General features: G+C 46.7%; 13 protein-coding genes. 1 reads left to right on the top strand and 12 read right to left on the bottom strand.

Annotation, left to right across the window (positions count from 1 at the left end):
• Positions 1 to 29: 29 nt before the first annotated feature.
• The gene (locus BK120_RS23895) at positions 30 to 989 is read right to left on the bottom strand and encodes a Gfo/Idh/MocA family protein (protein WP_076270163.1); all 960 of its coding nucleotides are present in this window, start codon (positions 987 to 989) and stop codon (positions 30 to 32) included.
• 45 nt (positions 990 to 1034) lie between these two features.
• Positions 1035 to 2402, bottom strand: a complete 1368-nt coding sequence (locus BK120_RS23900; protein WP_256711005.1) for an N-acyl-D-glucosamine 2-epimerase — start codon at positions 2400 to 2402, stop codon at positions 1035 to 1037.
• 312 nt (positions 2403 to 2714) lie between these two features.
• Between BK120_RS23900 and BK120_RS23905 the strand changes: the two genes are divergently transcribed.
• Positions 2715 to 4253, top strand: coding sequence for a DUF4127 family protein (locus BK120_RS23905; protein ID WP_076270020.1), 1539 nt, complete (start codon positions 2715 to 2717; stop codon positions 4251 to 4253).
• Between the two features lie 90 nt (positions 4254 to 4343).
• Here BK120_RS23905 and BK120_RS23910 read toward each other — a convergent pair whose 3' ends face one another.
• The 10 genes from BK120_RS23910 to BK120_RS23955 all read right to left on the bottom strand — a co-directional run bounded on the left by BK120_RS23910 (position 4344) and on the right by BK120_RS23955 (position 18559).
• Entirely contained in the window at positions 4344 to 5405 is a 1062-nt protein-coding gene (locus BK120_RS23910) for a Gfo/Idh/MocA family protein (RefSeq protein ID WP_076270021.1), read from the bottom strand.
• Entirely contained in the window at positions 5402 to 6460 is a 1059-nt protein-coding gene (locus tag BK120_RS23915) for a DUF4855 domain-containing protein (protein ID WP_076270022.1), read from the bottom strand. Before BK120_RS23915 ends, BK120_RS23910 begins: the two co-directional genes overlap by 4 nt.
• Before the next feature lie 18 nt (positions 6461 to 6478).
• Positions 6479 to 7162, bottom strand: a complete 684-nt coding sequence (locus tag BK120_RS23920; RefSeq protein WP_076270023.1) for an N-acetylmannosamine-6-phosphate 2-epimerase — start codon at positions 7160 to 7162, stop codon at positions 6479 to 6481.
• A gap of 98 nt (positions 7163 to 7260) precedes the next feature.
• Positions 7261 to 8256, bottom strand: coding sequence for a carbohydrate ABC transporter permease (locus tag BK120_RS23925; protein ID WP_083682375.1), 996 nt, complete (start codon positions 8254 to 8256; stop codon positions 7261 to 7263).
• Positions 8257 to 8271: 15 nt separating this feature from the next.
• Positions 8272 to 9174 carry a carbohydrate ABC transporter permease gene (locus tag BK120_RS23930; protein WP_076270024.1) on the bottom strand — a complete coding sequence of 301 codons (903 nt, stop codon included), beginning with the start codon at positions 9172 to 9174 and terminating at the stop codon, positions 8272 to 8274.
• Positions 9175 to 9176: 2 nt separating this feature from the next.
• A complete protein-coding gene (locus BK120_RS23935; protein WP_076270025.1) occupies positions 9177 to 11732 on the bottom strand; it encodes a DUF5696 domain-containing protein in 2556 nt (851 codons plus the stop codon).
• Between the two features lie 4 nt (positions 11733 to 11736).
• On the bottom strand, positions 11737 to 13800 hold the full coding sequence (locus BK120_RS23940) for a YIP1 family protein (protein WP_256711006.1): 2064 nt from the start codon (positions 13798 to 13800) through the stop codon (positions 11737 to 11739).
• Positions 13801 to 13820: 20 nt separating this feature from the next.
• A complete protein-coding gene (locus BK120_RS23945) occupies positions 13821 to 14693 on the bottom strand; it encodes a carbohydrate ABC transporter permease (RefSeq protein ID WP_076270027.1) in 873 nt (290 codons plus the stop codon).
• 2 nt (positions 14694 to 14695) lie between these two features.
• Positions 14696 to 15649 (bottom strand): carbohydrate ABC transporter permease, encoded by a 954-nt coding sequence (locus BK120_RS23950; protein WP_144376841.1) that lies wholly within the window; start codon positions 15647 to 15649, stop codon positions 14696 to 14698.
• 15 nt (positions 15650 to 15664) lie between these two features.
• Positions 15665 to 18559 carry an extracellular solute-binding protein gene (locus BK120_RS23955; protein WP_076270028.1) on the bottom strand — a complete coding sequence of 965 codons (2895 nt, stop codon included), beginning with the start codon at positions 18557 to 18559 and terminating at the stop codon, positions 15665 to 15667.
• Positions 18560 to 18648 lie beyond the last annotated feature (89 nt).

Raw genomic sequence — 18648 nt, forward strand, 5'->3', positions numbered from 1 at the left:
CGCTCCTCATAGATAATAGAAGTGCCAAATCAAACTTGATAGTCTGCTGAACGATATATTGCTTCAGTCAATTGGATAACCTTCCTAGCATATTCTCCCGACACCAATATTTCATGTTCTCCTCTGATCGCATCAATGAAGCTTTTATCCTGATTGGTGCTTTGAGCTGGCAGCTGAACTGGCAGAACGCCATCCTTATAGGTTGAAATTTCAATTCTGCCATTCTCGAGATAGATCACACCTAAATCGCCGCAGAAGGAATAGAATTCCTTATAGCCCGGTACATAACCAATAATGTTCAGCGCAGCAATCGCACCCTCTTCAAAGGTGATGCTCGTAAAAGAATCGATTTCCACCGGTGCACCGTGGCTGCTTAGCGTCGACTTCACCTCAAGCGGCGTAAGGCCTGTTGTCCATAACAGAACGTCAATAATATGGCTGCCTGAATCCATTAGCATACCGCCACCAGAAAGCGCAGCATTTTGTCGCCATGTGCCTGTTTGGCTGCGTTTCCAATCCTGATAGAGCGTTGCGTTAATCGAGCTTAGCTTGCCAATTACGCCATCAGCTATCGCTTGGCGAATAAAGATAAACTCCGGTTGGAAATGTCTTTGGTAGGAAACCTGAAGCAGCCTCGAATTTGCCTCTGCAGCATTTATTAATTGTTCAGCTTCTTGGGAGGTGCAGGTCATCGGCTTCTCAATCAAGACATGGCAGCCTGCGTTCAATACATCAAGCGCTTGGGCATAATGCAAAGTATGCGGTGAGCATATAATAACGGCATCCAAGCCGCCTTCTTCGAGCATTTCTTTATGGCCTGCGTATCGACGGGTATTGGACAAATGGAATGTGGATAGAAACTGCAGAGCAGACTGTTCATTTGGGTCTGCCACTGCAACGATTTCCACGCCTTCCAGCGCTTGCATCTGACCAGCATGAAGCTGCGCGATACCGCCAGTACCTATAAAACCAATATGAATATTTTGCATATAATCATCTTCACTCCCCATGAGTAATGATTGCTGCGTTCTTGCTCAATAAACTCCTAGAATGGACAATCTCGTACCATTTGGAATCACATTTGCAGGCCTATCCTTAAACAACCATCTCTCCGGCGTATCACGAATATCACTTAGCTCTAGCACAAATGAAGCTGCCGGCAGCTGTTCCGAACGAAGAATAACTCTATTTCCATCAACCGCTATACTATCCCATACCAGAGAAATAGAAGCGCCGTTATCCCAAAGCTTGTAGCAGGAATCATTCATAGCCGAGTGTTCGTCAATCCGTTTATTGAAAGAAATCACAATTTCGTTTCTGCTTCTCCGTTCAGTAAGCATGGGAAACGGCTTTTGATCATACATATATCCGCCTGTATGATACTCATAAGCTGTCCAAGATGCATATCCGAGCGCAAAAGCCGTCTGACTGAATGTCTCCAGCCATTCCCCGCTTTTAATCATTGGTTGTGCAGAACCGATATCCGCCTGAACGGCTAATGGCAGCTCGGGAAATCGCTCCTTGATCTGATCGACAAAAGGCTGGTAGCCTTTAACGTAATCAGCTGGCAGATCTCCACGCAGCCAATCGGGCCAATGCGTTTGCAAGAAATGGATATCCGGCTTAACCTTTTCAATCATCGATGGAGCATCAAGGCCTTGGTCTTCACGGAGTCGTTCAACGCTATCCTGTCCTGCATTTATCGCAAGCGACCAAGTGGCAACAACGATATCTGGCCTAACCTCGCGAACGCCTCCTTCTCCATTTACCATTTCATTTATAAAGCCATTAACTGCTTCTACACGGAACTCGATCCACTTGTTGTAGGTTTGAACATCCCGAAGGTAATAGTTAGGAGCAGCAGCATTTGTAAAATCGGGCATATCCACGCCGTAGTGTGCTCGGAACGCCGACTGAGCAAGCGGCCCAACATCACCGTATACCCCTCTCTCAATCCCGCCCCACTCTGGGAAATACGGTTCGGCAATTTCTATCCCGTCGAAAGGATACTCCGTCACAAGCTTAGCCATCGCTGATTTTTTCCACTGCACGTAGCCTTCACTAAAGGGCGACAATCGCCAGAAGCCGTCATTCGGCTCCTTAAGCAGCTTCATCTGCCAAGAAGGCCATTCTTCTGGGAACCTATCGGTAGAGAAGGTACCGTTTCCAATCACCATCGCCCACACCGGAATTCCATTTTGACGGAAAGCGTGCAGCAAGTCCTTCTGAATGACATGTTCATTTACAACAAAATAATGGACGCTTTGATACCCTGCAAGCATAATTTCTTCAACAATACTCTCTGGCGACCTTTGCTGATAATAAGGAAATGAGGGATCAATCTGGATGCTAGGACCAGAAACGGCTTGGTTGCGAAATGAGTCCTTAAACAACGTAGACAACCATTTATACCTCCTTTTTCCAATTTCACTTGTAGTTTACCACCTATTTATTAATAACGGGATATTTTTTTATTTACTCTTATTTTTTAGAATAAATCCTCCAATCATCACAATTAAGACTTTCTAGTAAAACGAGAACACGCCTCAAAATTGATCATTCAACACCTGATATGAGATCTCATAATCCAATTTTTATGACCCATTTAGAGAAAAAATCCTTTTTAAATTATTTTTATAAAAAAATATTCCATTTACTCAGCTTGATGTATAATAGGTGTAATTCATCATTTATCCATAAATGGAGGTCATTGTATGAGTAAAGTCGTTTACCTTCCGCTAGACGAACGTCCTTGCAATGCAAAATTCCCACAAATGATAGCTGCAATCAGCGATCTCTCGCTCGTCGCTCCGCCACTAGAATTGCTCGGAAGTAAGAAACAGCCTGCCCGCTATGAAGGGGTACATGACTGGCTGTTGCAGCAAGCTGCTAATGCAGACTATTTGATACTTTCCGTTGATATGCTCGTTTACGGCGGCATTGTTCCTTCCCGTCTGCATCAATTATCGCTTCAAGCATGCATGGAACGTCTTCAACTGCTTGAGCAGCTGAAGCAGCGCAATCCCGCACTTCACATTTATGCGTTCAATTTAATTATGAGAGCTCCAGCTTACAACAGCAGTGACGAGGAGCCTGATTATTACGCGCATTATGGACACTCGATTTATCGCTATGGCTGGTTAAAAGACAAGCAGACTTCCGAGCTGCTGAACGATGATGAACAAAACGAATGGCTTCAGCTTCATAGCACTATACCAAGCGCCATTCTAAATGACTTTCTAAAGCGCAGAGAAACGAACTCACAAGTAAATGAGCATATTATTACACTCGTACAATCCGGCATCATTGATCATCTTGTTATTCCTCTGGACGATAATTCGAAATACGGCTTCAGTCCGATGGAGCAGCGTAAACTTCTTATCTCGGTAGAGGAGTACAATCTCATGGATAATGCGCTAATCTACCCTGGTGCTGACGAAATAGGAAGCATCTTATTTGCCAAGGTGTTTTGCACGATCAAAAAATACCAACCTGAAGTTTTTGTTCGTTACTCCTCGACACTTGGGCCAACGATCATTCCGAAATACGAGGATCGCAGTCTGAATGAAAGCATAAAATCTCACTTAACTTCAGGAGGCGCCTTCATGGGTGATTCCTCGATGACAGCCGATTTTGTACTCATGGTACATTCTCCTCCAGTGTCTTCGCATGATGTAGCTGAATCACCAAATTTATACCGGGATCGTCACCGTTCCTACTTCTCTGAGGTACATATAGCTGAATTCGTTATGGCGATTGAAGCGATAGCTAATAAAGGCTGCATGGTCGCACTGGCGGATGTCGCTTCATGCAATGGCGCCGATAATAGCCTCTTAAAGCTGTTATCCAAGAAAAACCTAATTTCCCGCCTCTCCGCTTACGCCGGCTGGAATACGTCCGGCAATACACTCGGAACAGTGATAGCGCATGCCATCGTAGCTTCCTACTATCGCCAACAAAGCAATAACCAAGAATCAAGTACACAGATGAGCGAACATTTCATGCTTTATCGTTTGATTGAAGATTGGGGCTATCAAACGATCATAAGACAGGAAGTCGCTCATCACTTGCCAGAGCTCGGAGCCAACTACTTCGATGTGAGCCAAGTTAAAGAGCATGTATCTCAGCTCATCACCCAAAAGCTGCAGCGCTTCTGCAATGATTATTTAGCTGAACTCGCTGAGGGCAGGATCGACGAATTAAAAGCCGATCTCCCTTGGAATCGCATGTTTGAAGTCGATTTATCCTTATAACACAGCGCTCGTAAGCCATCAACATCAGATATGAAAATGCTGTTCCTAGGCTTGCCCGATGGAACAGCATTTTTAATAATCCTTTAAAGCTCAGCTGAACTGAATTTCTTCACCCTTCTCTGCTGATTCGTATATGCCGCACAGCATTTTCATCACCTCAAGACCATCTTGTACTGGACTTAATGTCTCTTTTCGTCCGAGACAGCTGTCGATGAAATGGTTGATTTCGTTTTGGAATCCGCTGGCGAAATCAAAGCCTAGCTGGTCAACCTGCGGCGTAATGTTCAGAATCGTATCATGTTTCTCCGCAACGATGAACAACTCCGGCTCGATTTCGGCGCCTCCCTTGTCACCAAAAATTTTGACGGTAATCTCATCTTTTTTGGCATGCAGCGTAAAGCTTACATCAACCAAAAGTGATGCCCCGTTGTCGAAACGGATAAGCGCGTTTGCCAGATCCTCAACGGTGTTTTTGCTGGAATCATAGTCGGATGCTTTGTAAAACGATAGATTTTGGACATTTGCCCGATTCCCAAGCTGACGATAGGTATTGCCGCTGATCGACTTTACTTTCGGCTTGCCCATTAAGTACCAGCATAAATCAATGATGTGTACGCCAAGATCGATTAAAGGCCCCCCGCCCGAACGCTCCTTGTCAGAGAACCAACCACCTGGATTCCCTAACCTTCGCAAACAAGTCGCCTTTGCATAATAAATGCTGCCGAGCTCACCTGCACTGATGAAACGCTGCAAAACGTCCGTATTCGACCCGTAGCGCCTCACAAAACCAACCTGCAAAACCTTGCCGCTATTTTTCACCGCTTGCTCTACCCGCTCCGCTTCTGCAACGGTTTTGCAAAGCGGCTTCTCCACGAGCACATGCTTGCCGGCTTCTACGGCAGCAATGCTAATTTCAGCATGCGTGTTGTTCCATGTGCAAATGCTTACTGCATCGATTGCTGGATCAGCAAGCAGCTCGCGGTAGTCCGTGAACACCTTCTGCGCGCCAAATCTAGTCGCTTTGTTTTGGGCACGTTCTTCATTTAAATCACATATGGCATAGAGGTTAACTTCTGGATTGCCTGCATACGCATTCAGATGAACCTCCGAAATAGAGCCTGCCCCGATCACGCCAATATTCACTTTTGTCATCGTTTATAACGCCCCTTTATAAATTGATAGGTCAAATCATAAATGTCCCTTTTCTCCGGTTCAGCCGCATATGCTGCATCAAAGAGCAGCTTAACGTCTTGATAATAACCTTTAAATACATCCCCGCTATAACCATATCTCGCGCCGCCTGCCAAATAATTTTCATATTTTTCGCGGAAATCGCCATTGCTTTCAAAAACCCGAGAATCGACCTCGATCTCTACGCCCATGCCGGCTTGTTTGGCCATGTTGGCTGCGATCCCGACTCTCGATTCGCCTGTCTTAGTAAAAAAGTGATTAGGCTGCATAGCTGCTGCGTCAAAGCCTAGCTCCTTCCATTTCCAATACAAGCTGGCCCTGTAATAGGGAATCCAGAAAAATTTCAGCCCTTTCGCGCGAACCATATCTCCCGTCCAGCCAATCAGCCCTTCCTCGTAGGGAACGCTCGTATTCACTGCTTCATTCATCCAATAGAGCGCCTTCAGCTCGAGAAAGGGCAAGTCAGCACTCTCCCAGCGCTCTAGCAGTTGACCAATATACCACTCAAGCGCTTTTTGTTTATTTCGAGTCGCTTCCACTGCAGAAACAATCGTATGATCGAAGCAAAGCGAGTTGCTATCATCGCTTATTGCTCCAAAGTTTTGCTGATTCGGTGCTGGATAGGGAATCATGAGCACAACCTTCATTTTATGCTCTGAGTCTGCTAGAAGCAGCGCTACCTCCTCCATCGCTTCATTTAAAGCCGAAAGTTCACCTGATTCCGCAAAGGTTTTATCCAAGTACCATTGCCAGTCTTTTTGATCGTTTGGATGCTCCTCTGATTCTTCAAATCCATTTGATGAATGAGACCACTTGGCTAGAAATAAAGCTCCGTCAAACAGCCATTCGAGCGGCTTGCCTTCAGCATCGATGTAGCTGATATAGGGTATAAATTGCTCTTTCCTCCATACGCCCGCATCGTTTTTATAATGACCGTTATAAAACAACATCAGATTGTTTATTCCTGCCGTTTGTTCCCCTGAACGAAGAAAAGCGCCACTATCCGATCGCACCATATCGCTGCCTCCTACTCATTACTTGATGCTCGTTACAAAACGTCTCACAACCTCTTGCGGCCTTGTAATAGCAGTTCCGATTACAACAGCGTGCGCGCCAGCGTCAAAGCAGCGCAAGCAATCCTCGATCGACCATATTCTTCCTTCCGCAAAAATCGGTGTCTGACCAAGCGCAGCTAATTTCCCGATTAACTCAAAATCAGGGGTTTGCTGCTTCGGACTTTGTGGCGTATAACCCGACATCGTCGTAGAGACGACATCTACGCCAAGCTTCATAGCAGAAACGCCTTCCTCAAAAGTAGAAATATCCGCCATGATCAGCGTATTTGGGAAATTTTTGCGAATAGCAGCAATGACATGATCCAGCTTCTCGTTTCTTGGCCTCGGCATGGAAGTGCAGTCTATAGCCACGATATCAGCACCCGCTCGGATCACTTCCCCTACCTCTAGCAAGGTTGGAGTAATGTAGACATCGCTATCGGGATAATGTTTTTTATATAGTCCGATAACCGGAATCTTGCATTTGCGTTTGATAGCGGCAATATCCTGCGGCGTATTGGCACGAATAGCTGATGCCCCTCCGGATTCCGCTGCCGCTGCCATCGCAGCCATAATATCGGAGCCGTACAATGGCTCATGCTCAAGCGCCTGACAGGATACGATAAATCCTTTTTTTAGTCCGGCAATTAATGGTGGGATCATAGGGTCACCTGCTTATCCAAGAGCCCCTCGCTATCTACTCCTATGGCATCGTTCATTGCAGAACCCTCCAATCGTAAGTACGGTTGCCCGAATAAGCGCTAGCCTACCAATCCTGTGCGCTCTACGCTTTCTACAAAGTATCTTTGCGCGAATAAATAAAGAATGAAGATCGGCAAAATGCCGAGCAGTGTACCAGTGTTCAAATATAAAGATGTATGAGAAATACCTCCAACATATTCGGGTCGAACAGCGCCAGGCAGTAAATCGAGCATTCTTGCTAGAAGGGTATAATTTGGCGCAAAGAGATTTACAAAGTAGCTGTCATTCCATTGCCAGATGAACGAGAACAGCATGACCGTAGCTATCGCAGGTACAGCATTAGGCAGCATGACTCTTGCAAAGGTACCCGGAATGCCCGCTCCGTCCACATAGGCGGCCTCCTCCAAATCCTTCGGCAGCGAGCGGAAAAATTGACGGAAAATATAAATATACAGACCGTTTTTCAAGCCCATCGCAAGCCCCGAAGAAATAAAGAAAGGCCAGAAGCTCTCCAGCAGATTCACGCCATCTTTTCCTGTGAACAGATGATAGAGCCCAAACACATCAAAAAAGCGATAATGCAAATACGTAGGAACCATAATCGTTTGCGGCGGCACAACGATGGTGAAGATGACGACTCCGAACAAAATGGCGCTGCCCCGGAACTTGAGCCTTGCAAAGCCATAACCAGCCAGTGCGCAGGAAGCGAGTTGAAGCAGCGACGTCCCAAGGCTAAGCAGCAGCGTGTTAGTGACGGATTCCGAATATTTTAAATAACCCATGACGATTTTGATATTATCCAGTGTAAAATGCCGCGGCAGCCATACGACGGTTGCATCGAACATATCCTGCTTGTCGCGCAACGCGATGGACAGCTTCGTAATGATCGGATACAAAATGATAAAACAAATCCCGACGATGAGTACGGAACGGATGAATATCCAAAGCCAATGCTTCGCTTTTTCAACTGGGCTATGGCGATCGTACCAGCTCGTTGCGGCCCGCACTAAGGCAGAGTCCGAGATGCGGCTCTTCACCTTCGTCTCAGCTTCCATATCTCTTCCTCCTTGTTAGTCATAATAGAATACACGCTTCGAAATCAGATACGTCGATACGACTAGAATGATCGAGATGACTAGAAAGTAAATCCACGACATCGCCGAGCTAACGCCAAAGTCCAATCGACCAAAAGCGGCGTCCTGAATCATTTGCGTCATTTTATTGTCATAGAAGGAATCGATGATGGTATACACCACATTCGTCAGAATGAGCGGCGAAATCATGGGAAAAGTTATTTTCCAGAAGGCTTCATAACCTGTGGCCCCTTCCATCTTCGCCGCTTCATAAAGAGAAGGCGAGATCGACTGCAGCCCCGCTAAAAAAATGAGTATCTGGACGCCAGACGAGCTGATGATCTGGTAGATTCGATCAACCGCACTCGTCAAATACTCCACAATGTCCCGGCTAAGACCGGCTTGGAATAACAGCGGCCTAAGCTCAATGCTTCGCAGTCCAGAATAGTTGCCCTCCATGTCGGTTGAAGCGGAGCCGATCATTTGAGCAAGAAAATTGCCGTTATCAAGCTTAGCTATAACCCCTGAGGCTAACACGACTGGCAGGAATATGATCGCTCTCGCAAGCATTCTCCCTCTGAATTTCTGCACCAATAATGTGGCTGTAAATAAGCTGAAAAAAATAATGAGCGGTACGTTTAATGCCATCACCGTAACGGCTTCCGTTAAGGAACGAACGTACCACGCATCAACGAAAAAGATGTTGCGATAATTTTCAAGGCCGACGTATTGAAGCGAGTAGCCTTCCGAATTAAGCGTCAGCTTATGGAAGCTGAATTGAAGCGACTGGACGAATGGGATAACCATCAATAGTACGAATCCAAGCAGCCAAGGGGTTACGAACAACACGCCGTAAATTTCCTTTTTGCGCTCCAAGCTCAGTGTTCGTCTCTTCGACATCCTTATCCCCCCTTAACGATGTAATCATGGGCTTCAATGGTCACACCATCCGTATGCACAACGGCATCGCTGTAATTTACGTATACCGTCAAGCCACTCTCATATACGGTTTTGTAAGTGCGTTCCGCCAGCTTTTCGTGCTTGATCATGCTCTGACCGCGGACCTGCCGCAGCACTGCATTCACTTCGCCATAAGCGTCGACAGCCTCATCAAACCATTGCTCATAATCATTCGAATAAAGATAACTGAATCGAGTGTCCTTAAGGACGGACGGCTCCGCATAGAACCAGCTAAAGTAGACATTTGAACCCGTTTCAAGCGAGCGCAGTACACTTTCCCTAATGTCTTGCTCATCAGCCATGTTGTATGCTTTTCCCGCATATTCGATATAACCATGCAGCACCATTTGGTTAAACGGTATCGACTCACCGGCTAGCTGGTATTCATTGCTTTTTTGCGGCATGTTTAGAATATGCGATACATACGGAAGCACATAAGCATTGCCGCCATTGACCATTATGCTTGGAGACATCTCCGAAATGGCTTCGAGCTGATCTGTAACGATTCGTTTTGCGTCCTCTCTTGTCACCTCTGCATTTCTTCGGAAATCCGAATAAAGCTCAGAGCCCAGATCCCTTAAGGAAATAGCTCCAGGATTCAGCTTCTTGAAATCAGACAGGAAGCCGCTGACCGTTGAATTTAGTTTTCTTGGAGTCAACAAATAGTGTGACAACAGCTCGTTATGCCGAAAATACGCTGCGCGATCGAACTCATAAATTTTCGCGTAGCGCCGAGAAATGTACTGGGCAGAGTCTTTGCTCGGGCTAAATTTCCCGGAATTCTCATAGATATGCTGGAAGGCTGCATCCGGATAAAACCCGCCTCCGGTCTTCTGGAGCTTTTCTACTAATCGCTTCCAATCACCTTTGCTACCTATCACGTTATCCATGTCGATATTCGAAGCTATCGTATGATTTAGGCCTTCATTAAACCAGCCCTTGTAACTCAGCCGTATATTTTGTATTTGCTTGCCGTGAAGCTGATCAACGAGCTGCTCAGCTTCCTTCAAATTCGTTAAAGGCACAAGAGCCTCATAGGGAAAACCTAACAGGTTTTTCTTTTTCGGGATGCTGCCAACAAGCTCCATATAAAATGGCGCATCTCCTTCTGCTTTCAGCTTTGTTAGCCCATCCGCCTTCTCCAGATAAGTGCGATAGCTTGCTGCCATGCCCGAGTAATCAGCCTCATCGCCGCTTAATAAGGAATAACGAATTTTTAAATTCCCCTTATACGTCTCCTTTGGCGTTTTGTGCATGATCTCATTATTGCTTAAACGCACCTCGTCCTTCGGCAAAATAATGAACTGGGCAGCAATCGTATTAAACTCATGCAATCGCCCGCTTATATCCGCTGAAAGCTTGGCGAGTGCTTCCCCCTGCTCAATAATGGCAAGAAAAGCAGCATCGTTCTTTTTCATTCCGAATACCGGCAACCGGTTTGGCTCAAGCGTATTAAACTTTTCATTAACATAGATCGAGCTGTCTTCACCGTATATCGGGATCAGGATAGGCTGCGCTTGAATATTTCCAGTGTTGAACCTAATAAGCGTTCCCGACCCGTCAGGAAGAAAGAGGTAGCCGTCATCCTTCTGGCCCGCAGCTCCGAAATTTTCTAGAAGACTGATCGAATGAATCCGATAAGGCGGAGTATCTTCAGTGATGGTCGATGTATCCACTGAAGCGATTAGATCTCTGCCATCCAACGTGTATTCAATCGCTGCTGAAAATTTCGGTTTAACCGATTCTTCAGCTGCTCCACCGCCATCTCCCTCACCATTATCGATAGCAAAATCCTCTTCCGTATATTCCGCCTTCTCAAAGATTGCCAATAGCTTTTTCACGACAGCTTTTGGTATTTCTCGGCGTTCGTAAATACCCTGCTCCTCATTTAGCTTGTATCTAACCTTCAGCTGTTCTTGATCCGCTGGATCTTCCAATCGCTTCAGCAATCTTTCTTCGAACCGCTCCTTGCTTATCTTCTGCGGTATGGACTCGAGCCCTTTCTGCGGATCACCGAACTGATAGGTGACCGTCACCCCATTATCCGCTTGCTTGATTTCAAACTGATTAAATTTCACGCTGTTGTTATAGCTGTCATAATCCTTGTTCTGACCGCTCTTCGTGAGGTAAACGAAAGAGATTTGGGAGGATAATTTCCCCTTTAAATAAGGTGAAGCAAGCTTATCCTCCGTGCTGTCAGGATTCGAGCGCCAAGTATTCCCGCTTTTTTTATCCACGACCGCGATTTCAGCAGTAGCTTTGCTAATATAAAGTCGAAGCGCATCGTTCTCCAGCACCGGATCAAGACCTTCTATTCGAGGTTCCACTTGAGCGGATGCGTCCAGTGCACGAAGCGAAGCATCCGTTGCCGCGGCATCTTTACTCGGCGTCCCGGAAGTGAGGGTGCTGTTAACCGTTCCCGATGTGCAAGCGGGCAGCGACAGCATCGCGAGAAGCAGGGACAATGCCACCCATTTCCGTGTATTGTGCTTTGACATGGCATTATCCCTCCCCTAGTCTAAACATCGCTTCTTTGTACACCGTAGCTGCGAAGGAAAGCATCTGCTGCGCTAAGCTGAAGAAAAGCAAGCCTAAGAAGATGATGATGCCCATCACAAGCATCGTTAGCAGCATCGTAATGACCGTTTTCCCCACCGTATACTGATGAACGGTAAGCATACCGACAAATAACAATCCAAAAAACCACAAGAAGCCGATTGACTCCAGCAATCGATAGAACGAGCCTTCCTGAATCGTAATGACATTGGATAATAAAATGAGCGGAATTTGCATCAGTACAACTGGAATAAGCGCATAGGCGGTAGCCATTACAATTTCTTTGAATTTCCCCTCGCCATCCATCAGCGTCGTCATCGACCAGTTGGCGATGCACCATAGAAAAAATGGGAGCACAATAAATTTAATCTCATCAAGCACGTTTACATTCTCTGCATTGACCGTTGGATTAAAGATAAAGCCAGTAAACTGCCTTTTGAGTACGTAGAGAAGTGAGAGAATAAGCAGCAGCAGCAAAGCAAACCAGATCTTACCTTTTCGCTCGAACTTCAGCTCCCAGAATCCATTAAACGGATGGAAGATCGTATACCAGCCCATTCCCACTACGCCAGGCTCAGCTGTTCTACGCTTGATAAGCACTCTCGCAGCGATGAGCAGAACGACTGCTATTATCGCTACTGCCGCAATTTTCCCGAAATGCTCCCACATGAAATCCTTGCGGTAACGTTCAAAAGCCCGTGAATAATATTGCGTGTGCATGCCCAGCTCAAAATGCTTCATCGCTTCGTAATTATGTCCTTGTCTGAGCTCCGCTTTCCCGATTCCCAAATAAGCGATTTCGAGATTGTTGTTTAATCGCAAAGCCTCGCGCCATTTCTCGACCGACTTTTCTTCCTCGCCAATATCATTATTAATAACGGCTTCTCGAATCACCTTTCCATAGCGCGTTGGCTCAAACATGACCAGCTGATTCAAGCCTTTATCTAGCACAATCATCTTATCGCCTAACATGTCAATGTCGGTTGGCGTCTTAAACGTCCCTACCTGCTCACCAAGCAGTCCGTAAATATACATCAGCTTGCCTTCTCTGTCGTACGTAAAGATTCTCCCGCGCGTGCTGTCCAAAATGCTGTAAATCCCATTTCGATCAAGCGCGACGCTTTGAATAGCTGATGTTCCGGGCCGTGTGCCTCCTGTTCGGAATCGAATATCACCTTTTGGGGGCTGGTAGCCCGTTCTCTTCAGCACGTCCGTTCCAGATGGATTCAGACGCTTAACCGGTGTGTCCGAGAATGCCTCGCTTGTCGTAGCATAAACAAAGCCCTCACTGTCAATATCGACGTTGTTGAATTCGACAGGGATAAAGAGCACCATTTTGGAACGCTGCTCCTTCGTCATGACGCGCTTCCAGAACAAATCCGCGGCACTGTAGCGTACTTTATTGACCCCCATAAACCCTGAGAACTTGCCGCCGGAATCAAACTGCATAATGCCATTGAACACGCCTTTTCCGACAACATATAAACGACCCGCTGAATCTCCGACCAGCTTGATCGGCTCATAGACAAAGTTCCCGCCCAGCACATCGCTCTCCGGAGCGCCAATGACGCGTACCAGCTCGCCTTCCTTCGTTAGTTCAACAATGCGTTTATTTCCTGTATCGGCAATGAACAAATGTCCATTTGAATGTACGAAGATCCCTTGCGGAGCTGAGAAGCTATCCTCTTTATTGCCATTCACAAAAGCATCAATCGTCTGAATTACGCTTGCTTGCTCATCAAGCACTACGATGCGGTTATTCCCTGTATCCGCGACATAGATCTCATTGTCAGCGGTGATGAACAAATCCTCTGGCGATTTGAATGGTCCGGAGCTTAACTGCTCCCCGCCGATTTGCTTCACTGGCAAGTACGGCACAGGCGCTGGCTCAGGATCTCCCCACCACGAATAATTGTAGCCATCGTATGGCGCAGCATAGACCGGAACCGAAATGCCAACCAGGATCAGCATTAGTGGGAAGAGCAGCAGCAATTTACATAATCGATTCAACGTAAGCCTCCCCTTTCCCATCATTCTTTCATGCCAGAGGTTGACATCGTTTGAATAACGCTGCTCTGCGATAGCACAAAGATGAGAATCGGAACGGTGAGCAGCAGCAATGTTGCTGCCATCGAAGGACCCGTTCGTGCGATGCCTCCCGCCAGAATCTGACTTAATGCGTAATCAATGGTTTTGAGCTGCTCACTGTAAATGTACATTGAGCCCGCTGCTCCGCCTGCCCCCCATAAACCTTGGAAAGAGAAAATAACTAGCGTAAGCCATGCAGGTTTGACAACAGGCATAACGACACTCCAGAAAATGCGAACTTCACTGCAACCATCAATCTGTGCAGCTTCGAGCAGCGCATCCGGTATTTGCTCCATAAACTGTTTCATAAGATACAGCCCAAGCGAGGAGCCAATTGCCGGAATAATAACCGCCCAGTGGGTATCCAGAAAACCGAGCCATGACATCGTCATGTAATTCGTAATCTGAGTAACCGTAGCTGAGAACATTAGCGATAGGACTACAATGGTAAAAAGGAATCCCTTTCCTGGAAATTTCCGCTTCGCCAGTGGATAAGCTGCGAGGGAAGCAATGAGCACATGACCGACCGTACCAACAATTGCAATAAAAAAAGTGTTATAAATGTAACGAGTAAAAGGCACCCATGAGCCGGAAAGCAGATGATATAAGTCCGTAAAGTTAGTGAATGTTGGATTTTTGACCAAAAAATCAGGCGGAAACTTCAAAATTTCGTTAATCGGCTTGAATGCATTGCTGATCACAAATACAAGCGGCATTGCCATAAAATAACCTACTGCTGCAAGCAGCAAGAACAGAAAGACATCGCCCATCCATGAGCGGCTTATTCTTTTTTTTCTTAGACGAATTGTGATCATCGCTACTCACCGACCTTCGCCAGCAGCCTACGCACAATGAGATTCGAGCCGAGCATCATTGCGAACAGCACGGTCGCAATAGCTGAGGCGTATCCCATCTCAAAGCGAATGGAGCCGTAATCCATTAAATGCGTAACGATCGTATGACCCGCATACTTCACGCTTGGGAACCCAGCGAGCGCAGTCGCAACCTCCGCAACGCCGAAGGAAGCTGTAATTTGGATGACCGCGCCAAACATCAGCATCGGCCTCATTGAAGGCAGCGTAATGAACCAAAGCTCCTGCCAGCGGTTGCGTATGCCATCGATCGCACCTGCCTCGAATAATGTTTTATCAAGTCCTTGGAGTCCTGCGATAAAGGCAAGAAAACTCGTTCCAAGGCTGAGCCAAAGCTGTACGATAATGATGATCGGAAGAATATATTTTGGTGTCTTGAGCCAAAGGATGGGCTCCAATATCAAATGCCACTTGAGCAGGAAAGCATTGATATATCCATAGGAATCGCTGCTGAACAAGAGCGTCCACACGATAAAGGCGCTCCCTGACAAGGCAGGCGCATAAAAAACCAGCGTCGCAAAAGCTCTAATCTTTGGCGGAAACTCATTAATAATCCACGCGAGCACAAAACAAGCGATATAACTGACAGGTCCTGTGATTGCGGCGAAGATCAGCGTGTTTTTGAGAGCGATTAGAAACACATCGTCCCTAACGAACAATTGAGCGTAATTGCGCCAGCCTACCCACTTCGGAAACTCCAGCATATTAAAGTTAGTGAAGCTGACCAGCAGCGATAAGCAGACGGGAAGGACGGTAAAGGTGAAGAAGATCAGAAAGAACGGTGCAATCATGGCATATAAAACCTTGTTCTTCGAAACTTCCTTCCACTTCAGATTCAACCGCGGCCGCAGCGTTTTGCTGTCCAATTTTAACTTGCTTTTTTTAACAAGCTGAATCATATGGACCCCTCCCTTCTACTTTGTCGGCAAATCAAATTCTTCGCGCTTGATCGTAATTTCCTGATTGATCGTTCGGACATAGTTTTCCAGCGTTTCCCGCGGTTCGCTGCCGTCGGTGTACACCTCGTAAAAGGCATTATAGATGTGCCGATCGAGCGAATAGCCGCCTGGGACAGCAGGTCTGCCGACGACCCAGTTCAGCTCTTCAACCAGCTGATTCATTTCCTTTGCTGACCATGGAAGACGCTGCAAAGCTTCTAAATTCGCAGCTGCATATCGCGCCGATTCCCCTAATATCGCTTCCATCTCACGCCCAAACGTGACCTGTGCCTCGGTGTCCGTCCACCATTTCATAAACGCCCAGCCTGCCTCTTTATTTTTGGCGTCTTTGAACATCACTGTGCCTGTAGCTGAGCTAAGTGTGTCGTGGCGAACGGTCCCCGCCTCGCTCTTCGTGCCCGGAACCGCGACAAAACTCCACTGGCCTCTAATTTCCGGGGCAAAAATCGTCAAGAAATTGAACGTGGTATAATCCGCAATACCAATTGGCATCTCACCTGTGCGGAAACGATTAATGAAATCAAATTCAATTGGCAGCTTATAGTTGGTATACAGCTCCGTCCACTTTTGGAACGATTCTATGCCAATGGCTGAATCAAGATCCGTTGCAATACCGTCTTTCTGGTAATATTGGCCGCCATTTTGATAAAGCATTGATTCAAACACGATATTTTGCGGCAGCGCCAAATCCATGTTGTGCTTCTGGAGCTCGGGGATGATACGGTACATATCCTCCCATGTTTGCGGCACGTCCAAATGCAGCTCTTCCAAAATATCTTTGCGATAGAAAAGCATTGGGAACGATTGTGTTTCTGGTAAAGCAAACACGCCGTTCTGATACTTAAAGCTTGCGAAAGCGCTATCCATAAACCGGTCCTTAACCTGTTCAAACTCCGGGAAGCTGGATAAATCCTGAAGTGCGTTCCGCATCGCAAAGTTGATTACATCGCCTTGGGTCAGCGCGATATCGGGGCCTTTCCCCGCTAGCGTTGCCGGCAGAACGACTGCTGGATTCACGAGCTGTAAATTAACTGAAATGCCGGTTTGCGGCGTAAAGGTGTTGTCAATCATAGACCGAAGCAGCTGAGCCTGATCTCTTCCTGCTGCAATCCACACGGTTACTTCCTTGTCTCCTTGCTTGACGTTGCTGATGTGGCTATAGTCTTCGGAAAAGGATCTGGCAAAGGACATCACTTCATGTACAGACTTCCCGATAATTCCAGTACTGACCTTCGGCACAGGTACGTCCTGCGATTTGAAAAACAAATAATCGATTTCAAGCGGCTGTTGATTTACGGTAAGCAGCCAAGTGCCGAGGGCAGTCACATTATCCTTGAAGCCTTTGAGCCGTGAGGTCAACGTCTCGGTACGGCTTCCAATATCCTTCAATTGATAGGAGGTTGTTCTTAAGATTGTCGTGCTGGCGCTCGTGCCGCCAACCAGCTCATCCATCCGATCTGCTGCAGCGGTAAGAAACTCGCTCTGCTCCTTAAACACCTTTTGCAGCTCAGGAATTTTTTTCTCCAGCTCATAATCGCGAAGAGGGTCTGGTGAAGCCGAAGTGATCATGATGATTTTGAGATACAATGCGTTAAGCTGCTGGATGCTGGAACGCACCATTCGAATAATTTCAGCGAGGTCGCCCATCGTCAGCTCCAGCTTGATTTCATGCTTCCCCTTGGTCAAATAAAATAAATACGGCTTGCCATCCTCGCCAGGCATTCCAATCTGCCATGAGCCGTCATAACGGAAAGGGATAGCTTCCGCCTCCTTGAACGGAATTTTCCCGTCGATGGAAAGCTCTCTAACCACGTTGACGCCTCTGACCGTATTTTGCTTGTATCTTAGGCCAAATTCATAAAGCCCGTCTTCTGGAATATCAAGGTTCCACGAAATCCACTGTCCGGGAATTTTCCAGTTGACGCCTCCGATTGTATTCATTCTAATTTTTGATACATGATAGGGTTCCGTGCCAGGACTGGAGCGATCATTCAGCGGATACAATGAGGGATTTGATTTGAACGCGGCGTCCTCGCCTTGAAGCTTAATAAACAAGCCGTTCGTCGCACTATAGCCTTGCTCTTGATACCCTTGCGCTACTTTCTCATAAGAAGGAATTTCTTCTTGCTGGTAAAGCTTCAAATAGTCTATAATCATCGGTTCTCTTAGAGAAACGAGTGAAATTCGATGTTGGCCTTTGGATAGATAAAAGGAGAACGGCTCACGATAATAACCTTCCGCATCACGCAATACTCTCTCCTGCCACTGCGGGCTTTCAACTTGTCTCGGCCGTAAATCATTTTGCTTGGCATCCTGCTCCAGCTCGGCCAGCTCATTGCGCCATACCCGTGAGAAAACAAGTCTGGATGCTTCTTCAAAAGGAACTTCACCGTCGATACGCAGCTCTCTCTCAATGGGTGAGGTGTTGCCTTCCACCGGAAAATACCGCAAAGACATATGATATAACCCGTCTTCTGGCACATCAACATCCCAATGAATCACACCTGAATCTTCCGTTTCAACGACTGGCGTCTCGGCACCGTCGTAAACTTCCAATTTTTCAGCATTCATACCCTCAATCGCAGCAAAGGATTCGGCTTCAATTGTTTGAGTGATCGATGGATGCGGCTCATTTGCATACTCAGCTGCATACTCTTCATAGCGATTTCCTGCTGAAGGGAGGTTTGCTAATTTCTTCTCCAATAAGGCTGATGCCGCATGAGTAGACTCAAGTATATGATCGCTGCCTGAGGAGCGGCTCGCAGGATAAATGGAGACGATTGTCAGGCATAGGACCAGAGCCAGCAGTGCGCCAACCACTCTTTTTGTTTTCCTGGTTACCTTCAGCATGCGAACCCCTCATTCCTCTTTAAATGGTCGTCCATATAAAAGGATGGGAATCCCTTATGGGGATTCCCTGCGATGCTGTTTCATCAATC

Origin of the sequence: Paenibacillus sp. FSL A5-0031 (genome assembly GCF_001956295.1) — a bacterium.
GTDB lineage: Bacteria > Bacillota > Bacilli > Paenibacillales > Paenibacillaceae > Pristimantibacillus.